We start from the raw sequence: 21,135 nt of genomic DNA, 5'->3' as shown, positions 1-21,135 counted from the left end.
TACCCCTCCTAACGTTTAAGCGTTTTGTTCAACTGTTTCGTCTTCAATACCTAATTCTTCTTTAATCCACTCATATCCTTCTTCTTCCAGACGCTTAGCAAGTTCAGGTCCACCAGACTTAACAACACGACCTTGCATCATTACATGAACGAAATCCGGTGTAATGTAGTTTAATAAACGTTGGTAGTGGGTAATAATTAAGCAACCAAACTTATCGTTGCGCATTTTATTAATCCCATCAGAAACAACTTTCAATGCATCGATATCCAATCCAGAGTCAATTTCATCCAGAATTGCAATTGCAGGTTTTAACTGCATTAACTGAAGAATCTCATTACGTTTTTTCTCTCCACCTGAGAATCCTTCGTTTAAGTAACGAGTAGCCATGTTTTGATCAATTTCAAGGAAATCAAGGTCTTTATCCAATTGTTTAATAAATTTCATCAGTGAAACTTCATCACCTTCGTCACGTCGTGCATTGATTGCAGAACGGAGGAAATCTGAAGTTGTTACACCACTGATTTCACTTGGATATTGCATTGCAAGGAATAGACCTGCACGTGCACGCTCATCAACTTCCATTTCCAATACATCTTCACCGTCAAGAAGAATACTTCCTTCTGTTACTTCATATTTCGGATGTCCCATGATTGCAGAAGCAAGTGTGGATTTACCAGTTCCGTTAGGTCCCATAATTGCGTGGAATTCTCCACCCTTTATCGTAAGGTTTGCACCTTTTAATATCTCTTTGTCTTCAATGGAAACATGAAGATTCTTAATTTCTAAAACTGATCCTGACATAAAACATACCTCCAAATACTATATTTTCTAGATATCGAATGAATTTACATCCATTCTCAACTTATTCTCATTACAATCTTAAAGCATTTCAAATCAATAATCAACTCTTTTAGATTAGCAGTAATAAAGGGTTAAGTCTATTTTTTAAATTTTCCCTAAATGAAAATAGAAAACCCTAATTGGTTTGTTTCCCACTATTCTTTCTTATTTGTTTTCTATATACAAAAAAACACTGATACTCAAATTCTGAGCATCAGTATTTCATTTTATTTAGGTAGTTGACTATCAAATTCAGAGGTTAACATTTTTGCCTCTTTATATTCTTCATCACGTTGTTTTTCAATCTTCATACGCGTTTCCAATCTTCTTCCATACTCTTCATAATTGACATGTCGGGCTTGAGTCATTCCTTTTTCCATTTCAGAAGTGTACCTCATGTCTATTCCACTATTAATAGTGAACCATCCCTTTCAAGATTTTGTATATTTATAGTAACACAAGGACGATTCCCTTAACAAAATGGATATAAACCTTTTTCGAACGAAAAAACTATATATGGTCGCACCACACCACTGAAATGATATGTCACCATAATATTCTAATAAATAGCTAGCGTATCCTCTGAAATACTCAGCATTCAGCCTGAGCAGCTATTCCGAACCCCTTGTCCTCAAATTAAATTAGTTAATTTTCGCCACCAACAGGAACAACTGCACCTTCGTATTTCTCAATAATAAAGTTCTGAATTTCTTCTGAGTGAAGTACATCAACCAAAGTATTCAGTGCTTCATTTTCTTTATCTTCGGATTGAACAGCAATAATATTTGCATACTCAGATTCATCCCCTTCAATAAACAATGCATCCTCAAGTGGGCTTATCCCCGCTTCAATAGCATAGTTTGTATTGATAACAACAAGTGCTTCTTCCTCTGAATTATAATATTCAGGCAGGAATGCAGCTTCATAATCAGGGGAGAATGTTAGATTTTTAGGATTTTCTGTTATATCTTCGATGGTTGCTGCTGATTTCTCAATACCTTCATCCAATGTGAGTAATCCTTCCGCTTCAAATAACGCTAAAATTCTTCCGTGGTCTGCAACGGAATTACTCATGATAACCTCTGTTCCATCTGCAATCTCATCAATGCTTGTTATCCCTTTGGAGTAAACACCCATTGGTTCTATGTGAATGCCACCAATAGATTCGATTTCATAACCCGTATCTGCAACCGTTTGGTTTAAGTAAGGACCATGTTGGAAAAAGTTTGCATCCAGGTCACCACTTGCTAGATCATCATTCGGAAATACGTAATCCTGATATTCTTCAATATTTAATGTGATTCCTTGCTCCTCAAGTAAAGGTTTTGCTTCTTCTAAAATTTCTGCGTGTGGGACACTTGAAGCGCCAACAGTAATAACAGTCGCTTCTTCTGTGCCACCCTCCGTTGTTTCGTTTTCACTTCCTGTGTCAGAATTATTTCCACCACATGCAGCAAGAAGTAATACAAATGCTAGTGATAATAACGCTAAAATCTTTTTCATCCTTATCTCTCCTTTTATGTTGTTATCTATGTGAAATTGGCATTCGCCTATAGACAAATCAAATTATCTTTTATCCATTTTATTCGTAATAAAGTCTCCAATAAATTGGAAAATAAAGACGATAATTACAATGATAATCGTACAAAGGAATACAACATCAAAATCTCGACGTTGGAAACCAAAGTAATATGCATAATTTCCAAGACCACCTGCACCGATGACACCAGCCATTGCGGTATAACCGATTAAAGCGATGGCTGTAACTGTAATTCCTGACACAAGTGCAGGCATCGATTCAGGTATGAGAACTTTGGTAATAATAGTACTTGTCTTAGCACCCATCGATTTTGCCGCCTCGACAACTCCTTTATCCACTTCCTTTAAAGCTATTTCAACGAGTCTGCCATAAAACGGTGCTGAACCGATAATCAGTGCAGGTAATGCTGCATTTGGTCCTCGTATTGTCCCGACTAAAAAATCGGTAAAAGGGAATAACAATAAAATTAGAATAATGAATGGAATAGCTCGGAAAATATTTACAAATGCAGCCACTATTAAATTAATATACTTATTTTGCCATATTCCTTCTTTTGAAGTCAGAAAAAGAAGCAACCCCAGAATCAAGCCTATAATAGCTGTTCCGATTAAAGCAAGGATTGTCATATAGAATGTTTCATATGTAGCCACCCAAAGATCATCCATACTAATATTAGGAAATAAATTAGTCAGCATTTTCGATAACCTCCACTTCTACAGAGGTTTTTCCCTGAACAAAGTCCACTGCAGTTTGAATTTCTGCTATTTCCCCTTTTACGTGAACAAACAATGTACCATATCCACCAGCCTGTGTTTGTGTAATTTTCCCATGCAATATATTAAGGTCGATATCAAACTTTTTTGCTAACTCACTGATAAGGGCCTGGTTCGTTGTTTCACCAAGAAAATGTAAGCGAAGAACCTTTCCTTCGTTATGATAGGACTTGATAATATTCGATATATCATCATCTTGATTATCAGATTTCATGATCTGTTCCACAAATTTCTTCGTTACCGATTTTTTAGGATGTGTGAAGACTTCAAGTACTTGTCCCTGTTCAACAATTTCCCCTTGTTCCATGACAGCAACCTGATTACAGATTTTGCGAATAACATGCATTTCATGGGTAATGAGAATGATTGTCAAGCCAAGCTTTTCATTAATATCCACTAACAGATCCAAAATGGAATTCGTTGTTTCCGGATCCAATGCAGATGTTGCTTCATCACAAAGTAATACTTTCGGATTATTTGCGAGTGCACGGGCAATTCCTACACGTTGCTTTTGTCCACCACTTAACTGGGATGGGTATGCCTTTTCACGTCCATTAAGTCCGACAAGGTTTATCAGTTCCTGTACACGTCTAGAGCGATTTACTTTAGAAACACCTGCTATTTCTAATGGAAAGGCAATATTATCTTCAACCGTTCTCGACCATAATAGGTTGAAATGTTGAAAAATCATACCGATTTCCTGGCGCGCAAGCCGAAGCTTCTTCGTATTTAATGCTGTGATCTCTTGGTTGTCAATTATCACTTTACCGGCGGTAGGTTCTTCAAGTCGATTAAGCAATCGTACGAACGTACTTTTACCAGCACCACTATAGCCGATAACACCATAGATTTCGCCTTCTTTAATATTAAGGGTCAAATCATCAACAGCTGTTATATTTGTTTTGTTTAGACTAAAGATTTTACTTAAACCCTCAATCGAAATCATTGCGTATCCTCCTCTTTAAAATCATTCCATGCAATAAAAAACGCCCCTCTGCCCGAGAACAGAAAGACGTACTATATATAATATATGTCTCACGTTCTCTCATCTGTCACAGTACTACATTGCAGGATTTGGCACCTTTCAAAATTACATTTGAAGGTTGCCGCGGTTTCAAAGGGCCAGTCCCTCCGCCGCTCACGATAAGAGATAGTAACTATTAAGTTCTTGAATCAATGAGACTATAGTAGCACGGTTATATAGTCATGTCAATATTTAAAGTAGTTGTTCAAAAAGCCAGTAAAATGACCTCCATATTTCTAGTAGGTTTTCTGTTATCGTTAGTTTTTCACAAACAACTCTGGTTTATACTCCATTAAATAACGATAGATATTCCCTGTTGATTGGAAGGCATATACTTTTTCCTTAATCTGATTACCTTCCTTAATTAACAGGCATGGAACACTTTCTACCTTATTATTTAACATATAATCAGGATACAAGGAGGCATTCATTTCATAAAATATGTCTTCCTGATGTACTGCTTCAATTTTTTCAAGCATTGCTCGTGCGACACTGCATGTTCCACAAAATGGAGTATAGATATATAAAAGCATTCGTTCCTGTTCAAGCGTTTCTTTTGTAATTGTTTGCATCATTATCACCTTATATCTTTGGACTAAAATAAAAATATGGGATGGATGGAAAAACGCCTGCTTAGCAACGCACTAGCGAGTACCTTCTCCGGTGTTGCCGCGACTTCGCGATATTCACTGCTGACATAAATATGTTCTGCATGCGGAAGTTCACGTGCAAGCTGTTTCCGTAACTTAATCCCTGGTTTATCCTCGTCAACCATTATAAAAACATCTTTAACATCTAATTCGTATGTTTCCAGCAGTTCATCAAACTTCTCTACACCTAGCGTACCATTTGTACAAATAATCGTAACATTGTCATTGATAATCTTTTCAATCTGTCGTTTATCTGTCAGTCCTTCGACAATAATTACTTTGTCTGAATCAGTAGTTATCATCACATAGCACTCCTTATGCAAGCAAGAAAGATGCTCATTTACATACATTATATGATAAAGTTAAGGCTGACTATACACATTTAGTCGTGTTAGCCAGCCTAAGTGGTATTATTCTTCGATAAGTGCTTTGTATTGATCTGCTGATAGTAATTCATCAAGCTCTGATTCATTCGATGGTTCCACAACAACCATCCATGCTTTTTCATAAGGTGATTCGTTCACAAACTCCGGACTGTCATCCAATTCTTCGTTCACTTCAACGACTTTGCCGCTTAATGGAGCATATAATTCAGATACTGTCTTAACAGACTCAACACTACCGAAAGGCTCATCAACTGTTAGCTCATCACCAACTTCAGGTAATTCAACAAAGACAATATCGCCAAGTTCATCTTGAGCAAATGCCGTAATACCGATTCGTACATTTCCATTCTCTTTTTTTATCCATTCGTGTTCTTTTGAATATAATAATTCCTCTGGTAAGCTCATTCTTATCCCTCCATTAATTAATTCCATTCTAACTATACAATTTAATGCTCTGTTTTTCTAGTCCCTGTTTTGCTTATTTCCAGTTTTCTTGGAACGTTTCTTCTTTGAATCCAACGGTAACCTTTTCACCATTCGTTACAATCGGTCGCTTAATCAGCATTCCATCAGAGGCCAATATTTCTGCCATTTCCTCGGTGCTGGCTTCCTTGATTTTATCTTTGATATTTAATTCACGGTACTTCTTGCCACTTGTATTAAAGAATTTCTTGGCAGGTAGATCACTTTTTTCGATAAGATTCAATAGTTCTTCTTTTGATGGAGTCTCCTCCACAATATGTACACTTGTATAATCGATTTGATTATCTTCAAACCACTTTTTTGCCTTTTTACATGTACCACAGTTTGGGTACCAGTAAAATGTCAATGCCACTCGATAACCCCCTAACACTAGTAAATTTATTTTAGTATACCAAATCCTATGTTCATTAATCCATTGTAATTGCTTTTACTTTAATCTTTGGGACTTAAGTTATTCGACCCACAGAAAAGAATTGTTGCTTTATAAACCTCACAACCAAGATAAACAGTGTCAGCAACTCTAACCAGCTTGGGGAAATACACGGAGACTCCTGCGGGAAGAGTGACATAGGTGAGACACTGAAATGCGTTAGTATAAAGGTCTCACCAGCCGCCTTAGGATGCGCGCATTTTATTTCCCATAGCGGTCGCCGAAGTTACTTATCTTAAGTCTCAGCTTAAAACATTGTGTCAATAATAAAGAAGAAAAAAGTCTCTGCAAGAGGGCAGAGACTTTTTGGGCAATTTATAAGGCGTATTTCTCTTCTTTAATGATTACAGCTGCGATATCTCGTTTTTTAGCTACTACATTTATTGGTGTGTGACGAGTTAATTTGCGGAGGGAGGCGAGCATCGTACGTAATGTATCCCCTTCTTCGACGGTAATCAGTGTTTCTTTTGCATCTGCTTCAATACGGTTGAAAGCTTCCTGTACATATACTTGTGTATATAATAATTTAAGTCTATTTTTCTCTTCTCCTGTTTTACTGATTGCCTTTTCTGTACGAAGAATAGCAGATTCCATATTATAAACTTCTGCAGTCATGTCAGCAAGATTAACTAAAATTTCCTGTTCCTTTTCAAGATTTTTACCATATTTTTGTGCTGCAAGTCCCGCTCCAAGGAGAACCATTTTCTTAGCATTACGCAGTAAATGTTTTTCCTGTTCCAATGCCTCAGTCCCAATTTCTTCTGGCACCATCATCATCAGTTCCTCTTGTAGCCCTTGCGCTTTCTGTAATAATGGCAGTTCACCCTTCATCGCTTTCTTCAAGAGGGTGCCAGGTACGAGTAGTCGGTTGATCTCATTCGTTCCTTCAAATATACGGTTGATCCGGGAATCACGATAAATACGTTCCACTTCATACTCCTGCATAAAACCATATCCACCATGCATTTGCACAGCTTCATCTGCCGTATAATCAAGTAATTCTGTTGCCATATATTTATTCATGGAACACTCAATTGCATACTCTGCAATCGCTCTTGCAATTTCACGTCCATCCTTTAATTGCTCATCGGATAATGCACCCATACGTTGTTCGAATAGACCAACTGTACGGTATACAGCACTTTCATTTGCATAGATGCCAGCAGCCATTGTAGCAAGTTTTTCCTGTGTTAACGAGAAACTAGAAATCGGCGTATTGAACTGTTTACGCTCGTTAACATATTTCACAGCAAGTTCAAGCGCCCGTTTGGATCCACCTACACCTCCTACAGCAAGCTTGTAACGACCAACGTTAAGAATATTAAATGCAATTACATGACCTCGCCCTTTTTCACCTAAAAGATTCTCAACAGGTACTTCCGCATCTTGCAAAATGAGCGTACGGGTAGATGAACTTTTGATTCCCATTTTCTTTTCTTCAGCACCTGTCGAAACACCAGAAAAATCGCGTTCAACAATAAATGTAGAGAAATGTTCCCCATCGATTTTTGCATAGACAACGAACACATCTGCAAATGCAGAATTCGTAATCCACTGTTTTTCACCATTTAAAATATAATGTGTTCCAGCATCATTCAGCTTTGCCGTCGTTTTAGCACCCAATGCATCTGATCCCGAACTCGGTTCGGTCAGAGCATATGCCGCCAACCATTCCCCTGTTGCCAATTTCGGTAAATATTTTTCCTTTTGCTTATCATTACCGAAAAACACGATTGGCAATGAACCGATTCCAACATGTGCACCATGACTGATTGAAAAGCCACCAGCTCTTGAAAATTTCTCAGTTATTAAGGATGAACTAATTTTATCGAGGGCTAGCCCTCCATATTCTTCGGGTATATCTGCACTTAACAAACCAAGCTCCCCTGCTTTTTTCAACAGTTCTACAGAGTTATCAAATTCGTGATTTTCTAATTTTTGGATCTTTGGCAAAACCTCTCCAATAACAAAATCCTCCGTTGTCTTGGAAATCATTTTATGCTCTTCGGTAAAATCCTCTGGCGTAATAATATCATCACCAGTTAAATCCTCTACTAAAAAAGCGCCACCTTTAAACAGCCTTTCTTTCGTTTCGCCCATGATAATCTCCCTTTCCATTATAGAAATTTCCGTGTTTGCGACTTAGCCTGACATATGGACTTCAGCATTTATCCTTCCATTATTTGCTTACAACAGTTCAAAAACTCCAGCCGCTCCCATACCGCCGCCAATACACATCGTGACAATACCGAACTGATCATTCCGTCGCTTCATTTCATGCATCAATGTTAATGTCAGTTTCGTTCCCGTACATCCTAGTGGGTGTCCAAGTGCAATTGCTCCCCCGTTCACATTAACTTTATCCACATCCAAATCGAGTGCCTGAATAACACGTAACGATTGAGAAGAAAACGCCTCATTCAATTCAAACAAGCCAATATCCGAAAGTTCCAGCCCAGCAAGCTTTAATGCTTTTGGAATTGCCTTTACTGGACCTACACCCATAATCTCTGGTTCAACTCCAGCTACAGCAAAGGAACGGAATTTCAAAACTGGTATTAGGCCTTCTGCTTCAGCCTTTTCCCGATCCATTAGAAGTACGGATGCTGCTCCATCACTCATTTGCGATGCATTTCCGGCTGTTACGGAGCCATTTATATGAAATGCTGGTCGTAATTTGGCAAGTATTTCGGATGTGGTGCCAGGTCGAACGCCCTCATCCATTTCAAACATAAAACGTTTTTCTTCGATTTTATGATTCTCACCAACGAATCGTTGTGTGACTTCAACAGGAACTATTTCATCCTTAAATTTCCCACTCCCTATTGCTTTTGCTGCACGTTTATGACTTTCTACAGCGAAAGCATCTTGATCTGTTCGGGAAATTCCGAAACGATTTGCAACTTCTTCTGCTGTATAGCCCATACCCATATAATAGCCAGGTGCGTCACTAACCAATTTTGGATTTGGCTTAATTACATGACCTCCCATTGGTAATAGACTCATAGATTCGGCCCCGCCAGCAATCATCGTATCGCTTGCACCAACCATAATGCGTTCTGCAGCATAGGCGATACTTTGTAAACCAGAAGAACAATAACGATTGATCGTTATTCCTGGAACATCTTTCGGAAGACCTGCCAATGCTGCGACATTCCTTGCCATATTCATTCCCTGCTCTGCTTCTGGGGTAGCACATCCGATAATGACGTCATCAATTGTCCCGTCATAGCCTCCCGCTCGTTTCAATGTTTCTTTAATAGTATATGCTGCTAAATCGTCTGGTCTCGTATCTGAAAGTGATCCTTTACCAGCTTTTCCTACCGGTGTTCTTGCGCCTGCAACAATAACTGCTTCCTTCACGTTATCTCCCCCTTTTCCGCTTAATTGCGTAGTGGCTTCCCTTTAACAAGCATATGTTGCATTCTTGCCTGTGTAAGTGGTTCGGCAATTAGACTTAAGAATGCTTCTCGTTCCAGATCCAGCATGACTTGCTCATCTATTAATGTACCTTCTTTGATTCGTCCTCCAGATAATACATATGCTAATTTTTCTGCAATCTTTACATCATGCTCGGAAGCATATCCACCATATGCCATCGTTTTTGCTCCCATCACCATTGCTGTGTAACCCGCATCACCAACTACCGGTATCTTCTCCCTTTGGGGTTTCTTATATCCTGCTTTAGCTAAAGCAAGCACGCGCTCTTTTGCATCAAATAAAAGATGGTCAGGGTTCGCACTGATCCGATCGTTTTTATCCAAGAATCCATTTTCAATTGCCTCAGCAGCAGATATGGATACTTTTGCTGTCGCTACTTTCTCGAAAACCTTATTAGCAATTTTCGTGAAATCAAAATCAACACCATGTGGAAGGTTCCGTAAGTTTTTTAGATAAAGCTCCTTTGTACCTCCACCGCCTGGTATCAGCCCAACACCAACCTCAACCAAGCCAATATACGTTTCAGGTGATGCTTGAATTGCTGCAGCAGGCAAAGATACCTCTGCACCGCCACCAAGCGCCATATTAAATGCAGCAGTAACAACTGGTTTCTCGGAATACTTAATAGCCATCGCCATATTCTGGAACCTCCGAATAACCAATTCCAGTTCAAAGAAGTTATCGTCCTGAGCTTCCATCAGCATCATTGCAAGGTTTGCGCCAACACAGAAGTTTTTTCCCTGATTCCCTATCACGAGACCTTCGTAGTTTCTATCCACCTCTTCTATGGCGTCATTTACCATTTGGATAATATCTGGGCCAATTGCATTACTTCTGGAATGAAATTCGAGCAATGCAACACCGTCACCCATATCGATTAAACTGGCACCCGTATTCTTCTTAATAACTCCATTGACTTCTTTTAAATTCTTAATATTAATTTCTTTTTGATTGACCTCCTGCACTTGGTACTTGCCTTGATTATAGAAATAAATGGTACCGTTCTCTCTTTTGTAGAACGATTCATTGCCCTGATCAAGCATTCCCAACACCCAAGCAGGTACTGTTTCTCCTTCCCCCTGCATCCGCTCCACAGAGTTCTTTAGCCCAATTGCATCCCACGTTTCAAATGGTCCAACTTCCCAGCCAAATCCCCATTTCATTGCCTGATCGATGGAGATAATATTATCAGCAATTTCGCCGAGTAATTCAGCAGAATAAATTAACATTGGCTTTAGAACAGACCAAATGAAGTCTCCTGCTTTGTCACCTTCCGCTGATATAAGCGCTTTCAATTTTCGACGTATTCCTTTTTCCTGTTTTGCCATTTCCGTTGCTTGTGTTTTTAACTTTTTCCTTGCTTCGTATTCAAGTGTTGTCGGATTTAATTCATATATAGTACGGTCTTTTTTCACAAAAAATCCTTGGCCACCTTTTGCACCTAACAAGCCCTTTTCTAGCATTTCCTGCATAAAATCTGGTATATCAAATACTTCCTTTTCAGCTCCATTCACCTGATCATATACATTTTTAGCTACATGACTGAATGTGTCCAGTCCTACAACATCGAGTGTGCGGAATGTAGCACTTTTCGGTCTGCCAATTAGTGGTCCTGTTACCGAATCAACTTCACCAACACTGAATCCACCTTTTTGCATTTCTCTTACCGTTACAAGCAAGCCATATGTTCCAATTCGATTCGCAATAAAATTCGGAGTATCCTTTGCTTCGACAACACCTTTTCCAAGTATATCTTCACCAAATTGTTTCATAAAGGATAGCACTTCTGGTTCCGTATACGTTGTCGGTACAACTTCTAGCAGTTTCAAATAACGTGGGGGATTGAAAAAATGCGTTCCAAGAAAATTCTTTTTCATATCTTCTGAACAATCTTCTATCATTGCTTCCACTGAAATTCCTGATGTATTGGAACTGACGATTGTTCCTTCTGTACGATTATCATCTATAGTTGCCAATACTTTCTTTTTCACTTCCAAATTCTCTACAACCACCTCGATAATCCAGTCAACATCTGCTACCTTCTCCATATCATCTTCCATATTGCCCACCGAAATTAGTTCAAGACTCTTCTTAGTTGTAATTGGTGATGGCTTTTGTTTTAGTAATGCTTTTTTACTTAATGAAGCAATACGGTTTCTCACTTCAGGATGCTCTAATGATAGCCCTTTTTTTTCTTCCTCTTTTGTCAATTCCCTTGGTACGATATCGAGCATGATAACTGGTATTCCAAGATTCGCTAGGTGTGCAGCTATTCCGGATCCCATGACACCTGTTCCTAGTACTGCTGCACTTTTTATTGCCTGCATCATCATTTATCCCCCAATCTATAGTTGAATGAATACTCATTCATTTTTAAACAAAATAAAAGGACAGTTTCCTATCCATCTATCTCATACTATAATCTAATTTCAGATATTTCGCAATAATTTTATTAATTATTTTAAGCAATTAGGAAACATATGAGTTGCCGCAAAAGTACAATGAAAGCAATCATTTCCTTGTTTTATTTTTGTCATTCCCCTATTAATCCTGATTTACAATCCCTCTAATCGTAACCGTTACTATTTACAAATCGTAATCATTACGTTATGATACTAAAGTGCAATTCTTATGATGACGGAGGATTAATTAATGAGTTTTTTAAAAACAATACCCTTGCTATTATTTTTCATACTAATCGTTGCAGGTTGTTCTTCTACTGAGGAGGATTCTACAACAAATGATGACAAACTAACTATTTATACATCTATTTACCCTATCCAGTATGCTGTGGAAAGAATCGGTGGGGATACAGTATCAGCAAAGACTGTTTTTCCTCCAGGTGTTGATGCACATACGTATGAGCCTACAACGAAGGACATGACCTCCATTGCTGATAGTTCTGCTTTCATTTATATGGGTGCTGGCATGGAAGGATTCGCAGAAAGTGCTGCAGATGCATTAATCTCCCAAGATGTTAGTCTTATAGAAATTGGTGTGCATGATGAACTTTTCCATTCAGAGGATCAACATGAGCATGATTCTGATGCAGGAAATGGACATGAAGAAACTGATTCACATGACGGCCATAATCATGGTGATCATGATCCACATATTTGGATTGATCCGGTACGAATGATCGAAATGGCAGAAATTATTAAAACCGAACTGATAACATTAAATCCAAATGAAGAAGCGCTTTATAATGAAAACTTTACTGTATTAGAAGGAGATCTTCAGGAGTTGGATAAACGTTTTACGGAAGTACTAAGCAATAAGAATGATAAAAATATCCTAGTCTCCCATGCTGCCTATGGTTATTGGGAAGAAAAATATGGGTTAGAGCAAATAGCCATTAATGGATTGTCATCCAGCAGCGAACCATCCCAGAAGGATTTAACAAAAATTATTGATCAAGCAAGGGAATACGATTTAAACTATATTATTTTCGAACAAAATAGTTCGAATCGTGTTTCCGAAATTATTCAGGAAGAAATCGGTGCTGAATCACTAATTATTCATAATTTAGCTGTATTAACGGAAGATGACATAACAAATAATGAAGATTATTTCTCCTTAATGGAACATAACTTAGAAGTTCTTGACAAGGCTACAAACTAAGTAAAGAAGAGGTGTTATCATGACGGAACCTGTCGTATCCATGAAGAATATAAGTTACAGCTATGAAAGTAAAAAGGTGCTCGACCATGTTAATTTTGAAGTGCCTCAAGGATCTTTCATGGGGTTAGTTGGCCCAAATGGTGGCGGTAAAACAACATTGATAAAGCTTATTCTTGGATTAATCAAACCGGATGAGGGTTCCATTGCTATTTTTAATGATTCTATTAATCCGCGAAAAGACCGCAATAAGATTGGCTTTGTATCACAAAAAGCCAATTCATTTAATAAAGGATTTCCTGCGACTGTATTTGAGGTTGTATCTTCAGGATTGACAGCTAAAATTGGTTATTTTAAATTCTTAAATAAAACATATAAGGCAAAAATATTAGAGGCCATTGACCAGGTGGGAATGCTTGCATTTGCATACGAAAATATCGGTAACCTTTCCGGTGGGCAACAGCAACGAATCTTTATTGCACGTGCATTAGTAAGTGATCCGGAACTGATTATATTGGATGAACCAACAGTGGGAATCGATTACGAAAATGTTAAACGATTTTACGAGCTTTTACATCGGTTAAACAAAGAACAAAATAAAACGTTGTTGCTTGTCACCCATGACACTGGAACAATGACGGAGTACGCAACAGACATCGTATGCCTTAATAAAGAGCTACATTTTCATGGGAACCCGGAAGAATATACTTCCCTTACAGAGAAAGACTTCTCACAATTTTACGGGCATCCCGTTAATCTTGTCAGCCATAATCACTAATGCCTGGAGGAACTATTATGCTAGCGGACTTTTTTCAATATGATTTTTTACGATATACTTTTTTAACTGGATTGCTGATTGGCGTGATTGCCCCCCTACTAGGTACATTCATTGTTGTCAGAAGGCTTTCCCTTATCGCTGATGCACTTTCACATGTAACATTGGCAGGGATTGCATTTGGACTGATGGCAGAAAAAAAGTTCGGACTGATGCTTCCCCCATTATACAGCGGGATGGTCTTTTCTGTTATTGGGTCTGTACTTATTGAGAAACTGAGAAGCGTTTATAAAGCCTTTCAGGAGCTTGCGATTCCAATTATTTTATCTGCAGGTGTTGGATTAAGTGTAATTTTCATTTCAATTGCTGATGGTTTTAATACTGATTTATTTAATTATCTGTTCGGTTCAGTATCAGCAGTCAGCCAAAATGACTTTTTGATGATACTTGGCATTTCTGTTTTTGTCGTACTTGTTGTTGTATTCTTGTATAAAGAACTTTTCACCCTATCATTCGATGAGGAACATGCAACAATTTCAGGATTGCATTCAAAACAGATTCATTTACTTTTTATTGTATTAACAGCCCTAGTTATTGCTGCCTCTATCCGGATTGTCGGTGTACTGCTTGTATCGGCGCTGATGACCTTACCAGTCGCAGCAAGCATGCGACTTGCTAAAGGGTTTAAGCAAATGATGCTGTTATCTATATTATTTGGTGAATTGTCGGTAATTTTAGGTCTCATATCCGGGTATTACCTAAGTATACCTCCAGGTGGAACCATTGTAATGATATCCATTATTATATTGTTAATTGCCATCGGATTGAAACGAATTCAGTCGAAACCAAGAAAAGTGAGGGATTCAGTTTGAAGATAAATGAAGCAATCAACCTATTAAAAGATAAAGGCTACAAAACAACTGGACGTCGAAAAGATATACTCGCCTACTTTGATGAGGCTGATGGATATCGTACAGCTAAAGATTTAATCAGCTATTTGGAAGAGACTTATGATGGAATCAGCTTCGACACAATTTATCGAAACCTTCACTTATATAACGACGTTGGAATTTTAGAATCAACAGAACTAAATGGTGAGAAACACTTTCGTATGAATTGTACTCATCATCACCATCATCATTTTATCTGTAATGATTGTGGTAAAACAAAAGAGATAGAAGTTTGTCCAATGGATGAAGTACAGCAGGCCCTTGCCAATTACTCTATCGAGGACCACAAATTTGAAATTTATGGATTATGCCCGATGTGTAAGCATGCTTAAGAAATTGTCGGTAAAATCCAAACTTCCACCAGTTTTCCTGTAAAGGATTTACCCGTGAATTATGCCATGATTTCATGTATACTACTTTTAGACATCTATGTTTTAGGAGAAGTGAGAAATGAATAATAAGAAAAAGGGCATTATTTTTACAATACTACTGTTATTGACCGCTGCGTTTATCGCATTTGTAGCAATTATGCAGCAAAATTTTATGAATCAGGATTTCACGGCAAATGATACTTCTACTATTGACGATGAATCAACTGAATTAAAGATTAATATAGAAGGTACAGACGACAATGTTGCCGCAGATGATGAACAAATAGAAGAATCGGAGGAACCGGAAATTACTTATTCCAATCGACTTGTAACGGCTGATCTTCTTAATGTCCGCAGCGGTCCGGGACCAGATTTCGAAATTTCCGGCATAATTACAATTGACCAAGAGGTAGAAGTTGAAGACGACGGCAGTGAATGGGTAAAAATAACAACAGATGATTTCACAGGATATGTAAACGAAAAATACCTTAGTGAAGAAGAATAAACAAAAGACAGTAACCCGAATTGCTTGGGAACTGTCTTTTGTTTTAATTAGCCTAATACTTCTTGCATGACTTTTGTTTCTTCATGGTCAAGCATATTTTTCAGAATGACGTCATCAACAGGTTTATTCATTTGATTTACAAGCTCATTAGATGCAAATGCTTGACCTACGACGAATATTTTTTCCCATTTTTTATCCTTTGCCTGCTTATCCAACTTCGGGGCAATACTTTTGTACCAGCGTTGTTGGTTAGCCTCATAGCGCGCATCAAAATTATCTTTTTGTAGATTACTAGATCCAAGACCTGTTGTCGAGTTACCTTTACGTGGTCCCTGCATGACCCGCCATGTTTCTTCCTCAACGTCAAGTTCATAGGTAAACGTATTTTCCAGCTGATTCAAGTATGATTCGATAACTTTAATCTGATTTTGCTGAACCAAAATAATCCCTGTTTTAGGAAACGAAGTGATTAGTTTTCTAAATTGACTTAATTCCGGTGACTCCTGCCAATAAAATTCATTGTCCAGCCTCATTTGTACGATATCTGCATACCAAACGACTTCATCAGCAGTTGCAAAGATAATTATACCCTTTAACTGATGTAGTTCATTTTCTTTTATATATTTCACTACGTTCTTTTTAACAAGTTGGAAATTGTTAAGCTCCTCCTTGTTATTTGCTTCTTCTAAATAAGTTTCAAAATTCCGCATCGCATTTTTAATGTGAATCTTCCATTCTCCCCCTTGCTGATCAGGGTCAGTTGGATCTGTATTTAAGTACATGGTAAATACTTTATTGTTTCCTTCCATTCTCACGTTCTCTAACTCTTTTAGTTTCTTCGTTACATCCACTAAGGGTACCCTCCTAAAAGAAATGGTACTAGTCTTATTTCCGAAATTGGAGGGTCTTAAACATTATTTGTTATTCAAGGCTGTTTTCTAAAGATGAGGACTATAATTACTCATCCCATAAAAAAATTGGACTACACCACACCATATGTTCAATCCCACCGAGAGAATTTGTTGTTTTTGCCACAAAATCTATAAACTGCGAAGTAACTGCTGAATTCCTATAAGTATGTGCTTTTCCCACCGTCCGGGATCGCTACGGGCGGATGCGCACCTTAGGGCACGGCCTCCTTTTGGGTGTGACGAGTAATCGAAGTCGCAAACATTATTCAACCAGCTTCAAACCGACTGTGGCTCCTAATATCGTTGCTATAAAAACGATTCGTTTCCAGTTTTTTGATTCACCGTATAAAATCATTCCTAATATCGCTCCACCAGATGCACCGATTCCTGTCCAGATTGCATATGCAGTCCCCATTGGTAATGTTTTCATTGCATATGCAAGAAAAATAAAACTTGCTCCAAATCCAAGAGTTAGTAATAGCACCGATTGCCAATTTCGATCTTTATGCAATTTATTTATCATTATAACTCCAAACATTTCAAAAAAACCTGCCACAACCAAAGAAAACCACGCCATTAAGTATCAGCCCCTTCTTTAACGATATCATTAGTAACTAATTTCAAACCAATTACCCCCGCTAATAAAATAAAGATTAGAATAGCTTTTGGTGCTTGAAAGGGTTCTCCAAAAAATACGATATCCGAAAATACTGTTCCAGTAGTACCTAGTCCGACAAATACTGCGTAGACAGTTCCAACTGGTAGTTTTCTACCAGCCATAATCATTAAATAAAAACTAATTATAATCGCTATAACTGTTCCAGCCCATGTCCAAAAACCATCTGCATGCTTTAATCCAATAACCCAAAACACTTCAAAGAAAGCAGCGATAACAACTTTAACCCATTCAGTGTTCATACAATAACGCCTCCAAATTTATTCTTAACCACAAAAAGAAAAAAGCCTGGGAGATAACTGTTAAACAGTTTCTCCCAGGCTTTTATCCCTCCGTGACACAGCCGAAGCTATGAGTTTTCTCTTGGACCAGACTAACATAATTGTTACGGAACCCTAGAAAACATTTATCTTATACAATTACCTTTAATAATACACATATTTAAACATTACTCAAGGTTTGTATGGTTTATAAATTATATTTTCACAACTTTAATTCGTTTAATTTGATATCCGTCTTTTTCATTCAGAATAAACTCATGGCCTTCGTACTCCATTGATGCGCCCACTTCAGCATCCAGGTTATTTGTAAAGAACCAGCCACCGATCGTATCTACTTCATCATCCGCCAGGAATATCCCCAATCGTTGATTTACTTCATCTAAGTTTAATCTACCTGATACTAGCAGTGTGTTCTCATCAACCTCTTCGATATCTGGAAGCTCATCCTCATCAAACTCGTCGCGAATATCCCCAACAATCTCTTCTAATATATCTTCTACTGTTACAAGGCCAGCCGTTCCACCATACTCATCATTGACTATTGCCATATGAATCCGTTCTTTTTGCATTTTTAAAAGCAGCTGCTTGATTGGGGTTGCTTCCGACACATGAATAATCGGACGAACAAATTGCTCAATCGAATTAGGTTTATCATCATCTAACTGTCCAGTGAAAAATTCTTTTAAATTAACTAACCCAATGATATTATCTTTATCCTCATCGGCAACAGGATATCTAGTAAACTGTCCTTCACGAATAATTTCCAGATTTGCTTCAAAGCTGTCCTCTTTTGAGAAATAAACCATTTCTGTACGAGGAACCATTATTTCCCTTGCCACACGCTCATCAAAATCAAAAATATTATTTACATACATCATTTCTGATTGATTGATTTCCCCACTTTTATAACTATCTGCAAGAATTAAACGCAATTCTTCTTCACTATGAGATTCCTCGTGTCCAGTCATAGGCTGCAATCCTACAGAACGGGATAAAAGTCGGGCAGAGCCGTTTAAGAACCAAATGAAAGGAAAGAGCAGTCGGTAAAACAAAATAAGTGGACGTGCCACAAACAGGGTTACCCGTTCTGCTTTCTGAATAGCCAAAGTTTTCGGTGCAAGTTCACCTACAACAACGTGCAGGAATGTTGCAAACGCGAATGAAATGGCGATTGAAAGAGTTGTAACAAGTGCCCCACTCATATTAAATGACCCAAGAAGGGGGTGTAGCAATCTCTCAAATGTAGGCTCTGCTAAACGCCCAATCCCAAGGGCAGTAATCGTAATCCCCAGTTGGCACGCAGATAAGTATTCGTCGAGATGTGTCACAACTTTTTTAGCATATACCGCTGATTTCTTTCCATTTTCAATATGTGGTTCAAGTTGCGTACTTCTAACCTTTACAATCGCAAACTCCGCCATTACAAAAAAAGCGGTAAACGCGATTAGTACAGCAACTGCAAGTAAATTCACTATGGTAGCTATGTCCAATTAAGATCCTTGTGCCAAACGACACAAGGATTTCACCTCCTGATTTTCTAAAGATTAAGTATATTCATATGATGCTCCGCACGTTGGCAATTCAACATATGAGATATAAAACATATTTTCTGAATCATTGCTGAATCTGCTATATAGTTTTACCTTCCCATCCGAATCACCTACTTCCCTATTATGATTATAATATATTTTAAAATGTGAGTCTATATTTAATGAAATTTTTCTAAAACTTACTTAACGGTGATTGTATGTATACAAAAAATAAGCAGCTAATAGATGGAACTATTAGCTGCTTATTGGTTACTTCTTACCCTTGAAATCCTTCTTGATTAGTTTCACGAAAGATATAACCATTAACAGTAATATAATCGTAAATGGCAGGGCTGAGGTTAATGAAGCCGTTTGTAATGCCTCTAGCCCGCCCGCAATCAGCAATACGACTGCAATCGCTGTGATCAAGAAACCCCAGATCATCTTTGTAATTAATGCGGGATTCAGTGAACCCTTCGATGTCATACTTCCTAAAATATATGTAGCTGAGTCTGCTGAAGTAACCAAGAATGTAAATATCAATAAGATCGAGATTAGCGATAATATATCCGTAAAAGGCAGTACACCAAATGTTTCGAACAATGCTACTGTAACATCTTCATTTACCGCTTCTGCTATTTGTGTTCCATTAAATAAATCGCTATGTAATGCTGTACCGCCAAATGTAGCGATCCATAAACAAGCAATTGCTGGTGGAACAATCAGAACACCGAAGACGAATTCCCGAATTGTTCTACCTCTAGAAACACGAGCAACAAATGCACCTACAAATGGGGACCATGCAATTGCCCATGCCCAGTAGAATATCGTCCATTCCTGTACCCAAGTACCACCCTCATATGGGGTCAGTCGTAAACTGTACTGAATGAAATTCGTTATGTAATCACCGGTTGCAAGTACAAGCGTTTCTAATATGAATACCGTAGGCCCAGCGAAAAATACAAAGACTAAAAGGAGAAGTGCCAATCCCAAATTTAGATTACTCAACCATTTAATCCCTTTGTTTAAGCCAGTGCTGGAAGAAAGCAGATAGGCAACAAGCATCACTGCTGCGATTGCAATTTGAACCCACATTGAATTTGGAACATCAGCTACTGCTGTCAGACCACCATTCAACTGTAAAATACCAAGCCCAAGTGATGTTGCTACCCCCATAACAGTTGCAATTACTGCTAAAGAATCTATCGTATTGGCTACTCCTTTGTTTTTCCCAACTACAGGTTCAATTGCAATGGAGATTAATCCTTTTTCATTCTTTCTAAACTGCAAATAAGCAATAATTAATCCAACAATAGCAAAAACCGACCATTGACTTATGCCCCAATGGAAAAATGAATATCCCATTGCCTCCCGTGCCGCTTCGGGGGTTTGTGCTTGCAAATGATCAAATGGCGTGGCGAAATAATGACTCATCGGTTCTGCTACACCCCAAAAAACAATGGAAATTCCAAATCCTGCAGAAAAAAGCATTCCTATCCAAGTGAAAAATGGAAATTCAGGTCGTGAATCAGGTGGGCCAAGGCGAACTTTTCCGTATTTACTAATCGAAATTCCAATTAGAAATAACGTAATAATGAATACAGCTATTAGGTAAAACCAGCCAAAATTAGTTGTCGTAAAATCGAATAAACTCCCTGCAACATTACCGAATGTCTTTGGCGCCACTGCACCAATAACAACTAAAATCAAAACAATAATTGCTGAAACAAAAAATACCGGGTTAAAATAAGTTCTTTTTTTCATAACAATTCCTCTCATATGTACAAAGTTTATTATGTTGCTTTAATATGTATAAATTATTTGGCTTATAATCTATTACCTTAATTGTATACGAGTAAACCTCTTTTTTAAAACGATTTGTATTTCCAGTTCTATTACTTTCTTATATTTTGTATTTAACCCATGTTTATACTCTATTTCCTTATATAATC

The 21,135-nt window shown here is 37.9% G+C and carries 22 protein-coding genes and 2 riboswitches; of the genes, 5 read left to right on the top strand and 17 right to left on the bottom strand.

Features of this window, described 5'->3' with window-relative positions; genetic code table 11:
• Window positions 1-15 precede the first annotated feature (15 nt).
• The 12 genes from sufC to BV906_RS06740 all read right to left on the bottom strand — a co-directional run bounded on the left by sufC (window position 16) and on the right by BV906_RS06740 (window position 11,897).
• Window positions 16-801 (bottom strand): Fe-S cluster assembly ATPase SufC, encoded by a 786-nt coding sequence (gene sufC, locus BV906_RS06790; protein ID WP_087972671.1) that lies wholly within the window; start codon window positions 799-801, stop codon window positions 16-18.
• Between the two features lie 266 nt (window positions 802-1,067).
• Window positions 1,068-1,220, bottom strand: a complete 153-nt coding sequence (locus BV906_RS19410; RefSeq protein ID WP_245843994.1) for a YuzK family famiily protein — start codon at window positions 1,218-1,220, stop codon at window positions 1,068-1,070.
• Window positions 1,221-1,485: 265 nt separating this feature from the next.
• Window positions 1,486-2,343 (bottom strand): MetQ/NlpA family ABC transporter substrate-binding protein, encoded by an 858-nt coding sequence (locus BV906_RS06785; RefSeq protein WP_087972670.1) that lies wholly within the window; start codon window positions 2,341-2,343, stop codon window positions 1,486-1,488.
• A gap of 63 nt (window positions 2,344-2,406) precedes the next feature.
• Window positions 2,407-3,075, bottom strand: coding sequence for a methionine ABC transporter permease (locus tag BV906_RS06780; protein WP_087972669.1), 669 nt, complete (start codon window positions 3,073-3,075; stop codon window positions 2,407-2,409).
• Window positions 3,065-4,099, bottom strand: coding sequence for a methionine ABC transporter ATP-binding protein (locus BV906_RS06775; RefSeq protein ID WP_087972668.1), 1,035 nt, complete (start codon window positions 4,097-4,099; stop codon window positions 3,065-3,067). Before BV906_RS06775 ends, BV906_RS06780 begins: the two co-directional genes overlap by 11 nt.
• Before the next feature lie 96 nt (window positions 4,100-4,195).
• A riboswitch (SAM riboswitch) is annotated at window positions 4,196-4,303 on the bottom strand.
• A 131-nt stretch (window positions 4,304-4,434) separates the two neighbouring features.
• On the bottom strand, window positions 4,435-4,749 hold the full coding sequence (locus BV906_RS06770) for a thioredoxin family protein (RefSeq protein ID WP_245843952.1): 315 nt from the start codon (window positions 4,747-4,749) through the stop codon (window positions 4,435-4,437).
• Window positions 4,750-4,772: 23 nt separating this feature from the next.
• The gene (locus BV906_RS06765) at window positions 4,773-5,129 is read right to left on the bottom strand and encodes a toprim domain-containing protein (protein ID WP_087972667.1); all 357 of its coding nucleotides are present in this window, start codon (window positions 5,127-5,129) and stop codon (window positions 4,773-4,775) included.
• 108 nt (window positions 5,130-5,237) lie between these two features.
• Window positions 5,238-5,618, bottom strand: a complete 381-nt coding sequence (gene gcvH / locus BV906_RS06760; protein ID WP_087972666.1) for a glycine cleavage system protein GcvH — start codon at window positions 5,616-5,618, stop codon at window positions 5,238-5,240.
• A 73-nt stretch (window positions 5,619-5,691) separates the two neighbouring features.
• The gene (locus tag BV906_RS06755) at window positions 5,692-6,048 is read right to left on the bottom strand and encodes an arsenate reductase family protein (protein WP_087972665.1); all 357 of its coding nucleotides are present in this window, start codon (window positions 6,046-6,048) and stop codon (window positions 5,692-5,694) included.
• A gap of 393 nt (window positions 6,049-6,441) precedes the next feature.
• The gene (locus tag BV906_RS06750) at window positions 6,442-8,226 is read right to left on the bottom strand and encodes an acyl-CoA dehydrogenase family protein (protein ID WP_087972664.1); all 1,785 of its coding nucleotides are present in this window, start codon (window positions 8,224-8,226) and stop codon (window positions 6,442-6,444) included.
• 87 nt (window positions 8,227-8,313) lie between these two features.
• Window positions 8,314-9,489, bottom strand: a complete 1,176-nt coding sequence (locus tag BV906_RS06745) for an acetyl-CoA C-acetyltransferase (RefSeq protein ID WP_087972663.1) — start codon at window positions 9,487-9,489, stop codon at window positions 8,314-8,316.
• Between the two features lie 20 nt (window positions 9,490-9,509).
• Window positions 9,510-11,897 carry a 3-hydroxyacyl-CoA dehydrogenase/enoyl-CoA hydratase family protein gene (locus BV906_RS06740; RefSeq protein ID WP_087972662.1) on the bottom strand — a complete coding sequence of 796 codons (2,388 nt, stop codon included), beginning with the start codon at window positions 11,895-11,897 and terminating at the stop codon, window positions 9,510-9,512.
• A gap of 322 nt (window positions 11,898-12,219) precedes the next feature.
• Between BV906_RS06740 and BV906_RS06735 the strand changes: the two genes are divergently transcribed.
• The 5 genes from BV906_RS06735 to BV906_RS06715 all read left to right on the top strand — a co-directional run bounded on the left by BV906_RS06735 (window position 12,220) and on the right by BV906_RS06715 (window position 15,786).
• On the top strand, window positions 12,220-13,188 hold the full coding sequence (locus tag BV906_RS06735; protein WP_087972661.1) for a metal ABC transporter solute-binding protein, Zn/Mn family: 969 nt from the start codon (window positions 12,220-12,222) through the stop codon (window positions 13,186-13,188).
• Window positions 13,189-13,207: 19 nt separating this feature from the next.
• Window positions 13,208-13,963, top strand: coding sequence for a metal ABC transporter ATP-binding protein (locus tag BV906_RS06730; RefSeq protein WP_087972660.1), 756 nt, complete (start codon window positions 13,208-13,210; stop codon window positions 13,961-13,963).
• 17 nt (window positions 13,964-13,980) lie between these two features.
• Window positions 13,981-14,832: a metal ABC transporter permease gene (locus tag BV906_RS06725; RefSeq protein WP_087972659.1), complete on the top strand. Its 852-nt coding sequence runs from the start codon at window positions 13,981-13,983 to the stop codon at window positions 14,830-14,832.
• Window positions 14,829-15,242 (top strand): Fur family transcriptional regulator, encoded by a 414-nt coding sequence (locus tag BV906_RS06720; protein WP_087972658.1) that lies wholly within the window; start codon window positions 14,829-14,831, stop codon window positions 15,240-15,242. The genes BV906_RS06725 and BV906_RS06720 overlap by 4 nt, the downstream gene beginning before the upstream one ends.
• Before the next feature lie 118 nt (window positions 15,243-15,360).
• Window positions 15,361-15,786: an SH3 domain-containing protein gene (locus BV906_RS06715; protein ID WP_087972657.1), complete on the top strand. Its 426-nt coding sequence runs from the start codon at window positions 15,361-15,363 to the stop codon at window positions 15,784-15,786.
• Window positions 15,787-15,833: 47 nt separating this feature from the next.
• On the opposite strand, the gene BV906_RS06710 is transcribed toward BV906_RS06715, so the two are convergent.
• The 5 genes from BV906_RS06710 to BV906_RS06690 form a co-directional block, all read right to left on the bottom strand.
• Window positions 15,834-16,637, bottom strand: a complete 804-nt coding sequence (locus BV906_RS06710; protein ID WP_087972656.1) for a VLRF1 family aeRF1-type release factor — start codon at window positions 16,635-16,637, stop codon at window positions 15,834-15,836.
• A gap of 322 nt (window positions 16,638-16,959) precedes the next feature.
• Window positions 16,960-17,274: a DMT family transporter gene (locus tag BV906_RS06705; protein ID WP_087972655.1), complete on the bottom strand. Its 315-nt coding sequence runs from the start codon at window positions 17,272-17,274 to the stop codon at window positions 16,960-16,962.
• The gene (locus tag BV906_RS06700; protein ID WP_087972654.1) at window positions 17,274-17,615 is read right to left on the bottom strand and encodes a DMT family transporter; all 342 of its coding nucleotides are present in this window, start codon (window positions 17,613-17,615) and stop codon (window positions 17,274-17,276) included. The genes BV906_RS06705 and BV906_RS06700 overlap by 1 nt, the downstream gene beginning before the upstream one ends.
• Before the next feature lie 69 nt (window positions 17,616-17,684).
• Window positions 17,685-17,783, bottom strand: a riboswitch (guanidine-I (ykkC/yxkD leader).
• 65 nt (window positions 17,784-17,848) lie between these two features.
• Window positions 17,849-19,144, bottom strand: a complete 1,296-nt coding sequence (locus BV906_RS06695; protein WP_087972653.1) for a hemolysin family protein — start codon at window positions 19,142-19,144, stop codon at window positions 17,849-17,851.
• A 309-nt stretch (window positions 19,145-19,453) separates the two neighbouring features.
• Complete coding sequence (locus tag BV906_RS06690; protein WP_087972652.1) at window positions 19,454-20,947, bottom strand: BCCT family transporter; 1,494 nt, start codon at window positions 20,945-20,947, stop codon at window positions 19,454-19,456.
• Window positions 20,948-21,135 lie beyond the last annotated feature (188 nt).

It is taken from the genome of Oceanobacillus rekensis (assembly GCF_002153375.1).
In the GTDB taxonomy this organism is placed as follows: domain Bacteria; phylum Bacillota; class Bacilli; order Bacillales; family Amphibacillaceae; genus Oceanobacillus; species Oceanobacillus rekensis.
This window is presented reverse-complemented; position numbering and strand designations above follow the sequence as displayed.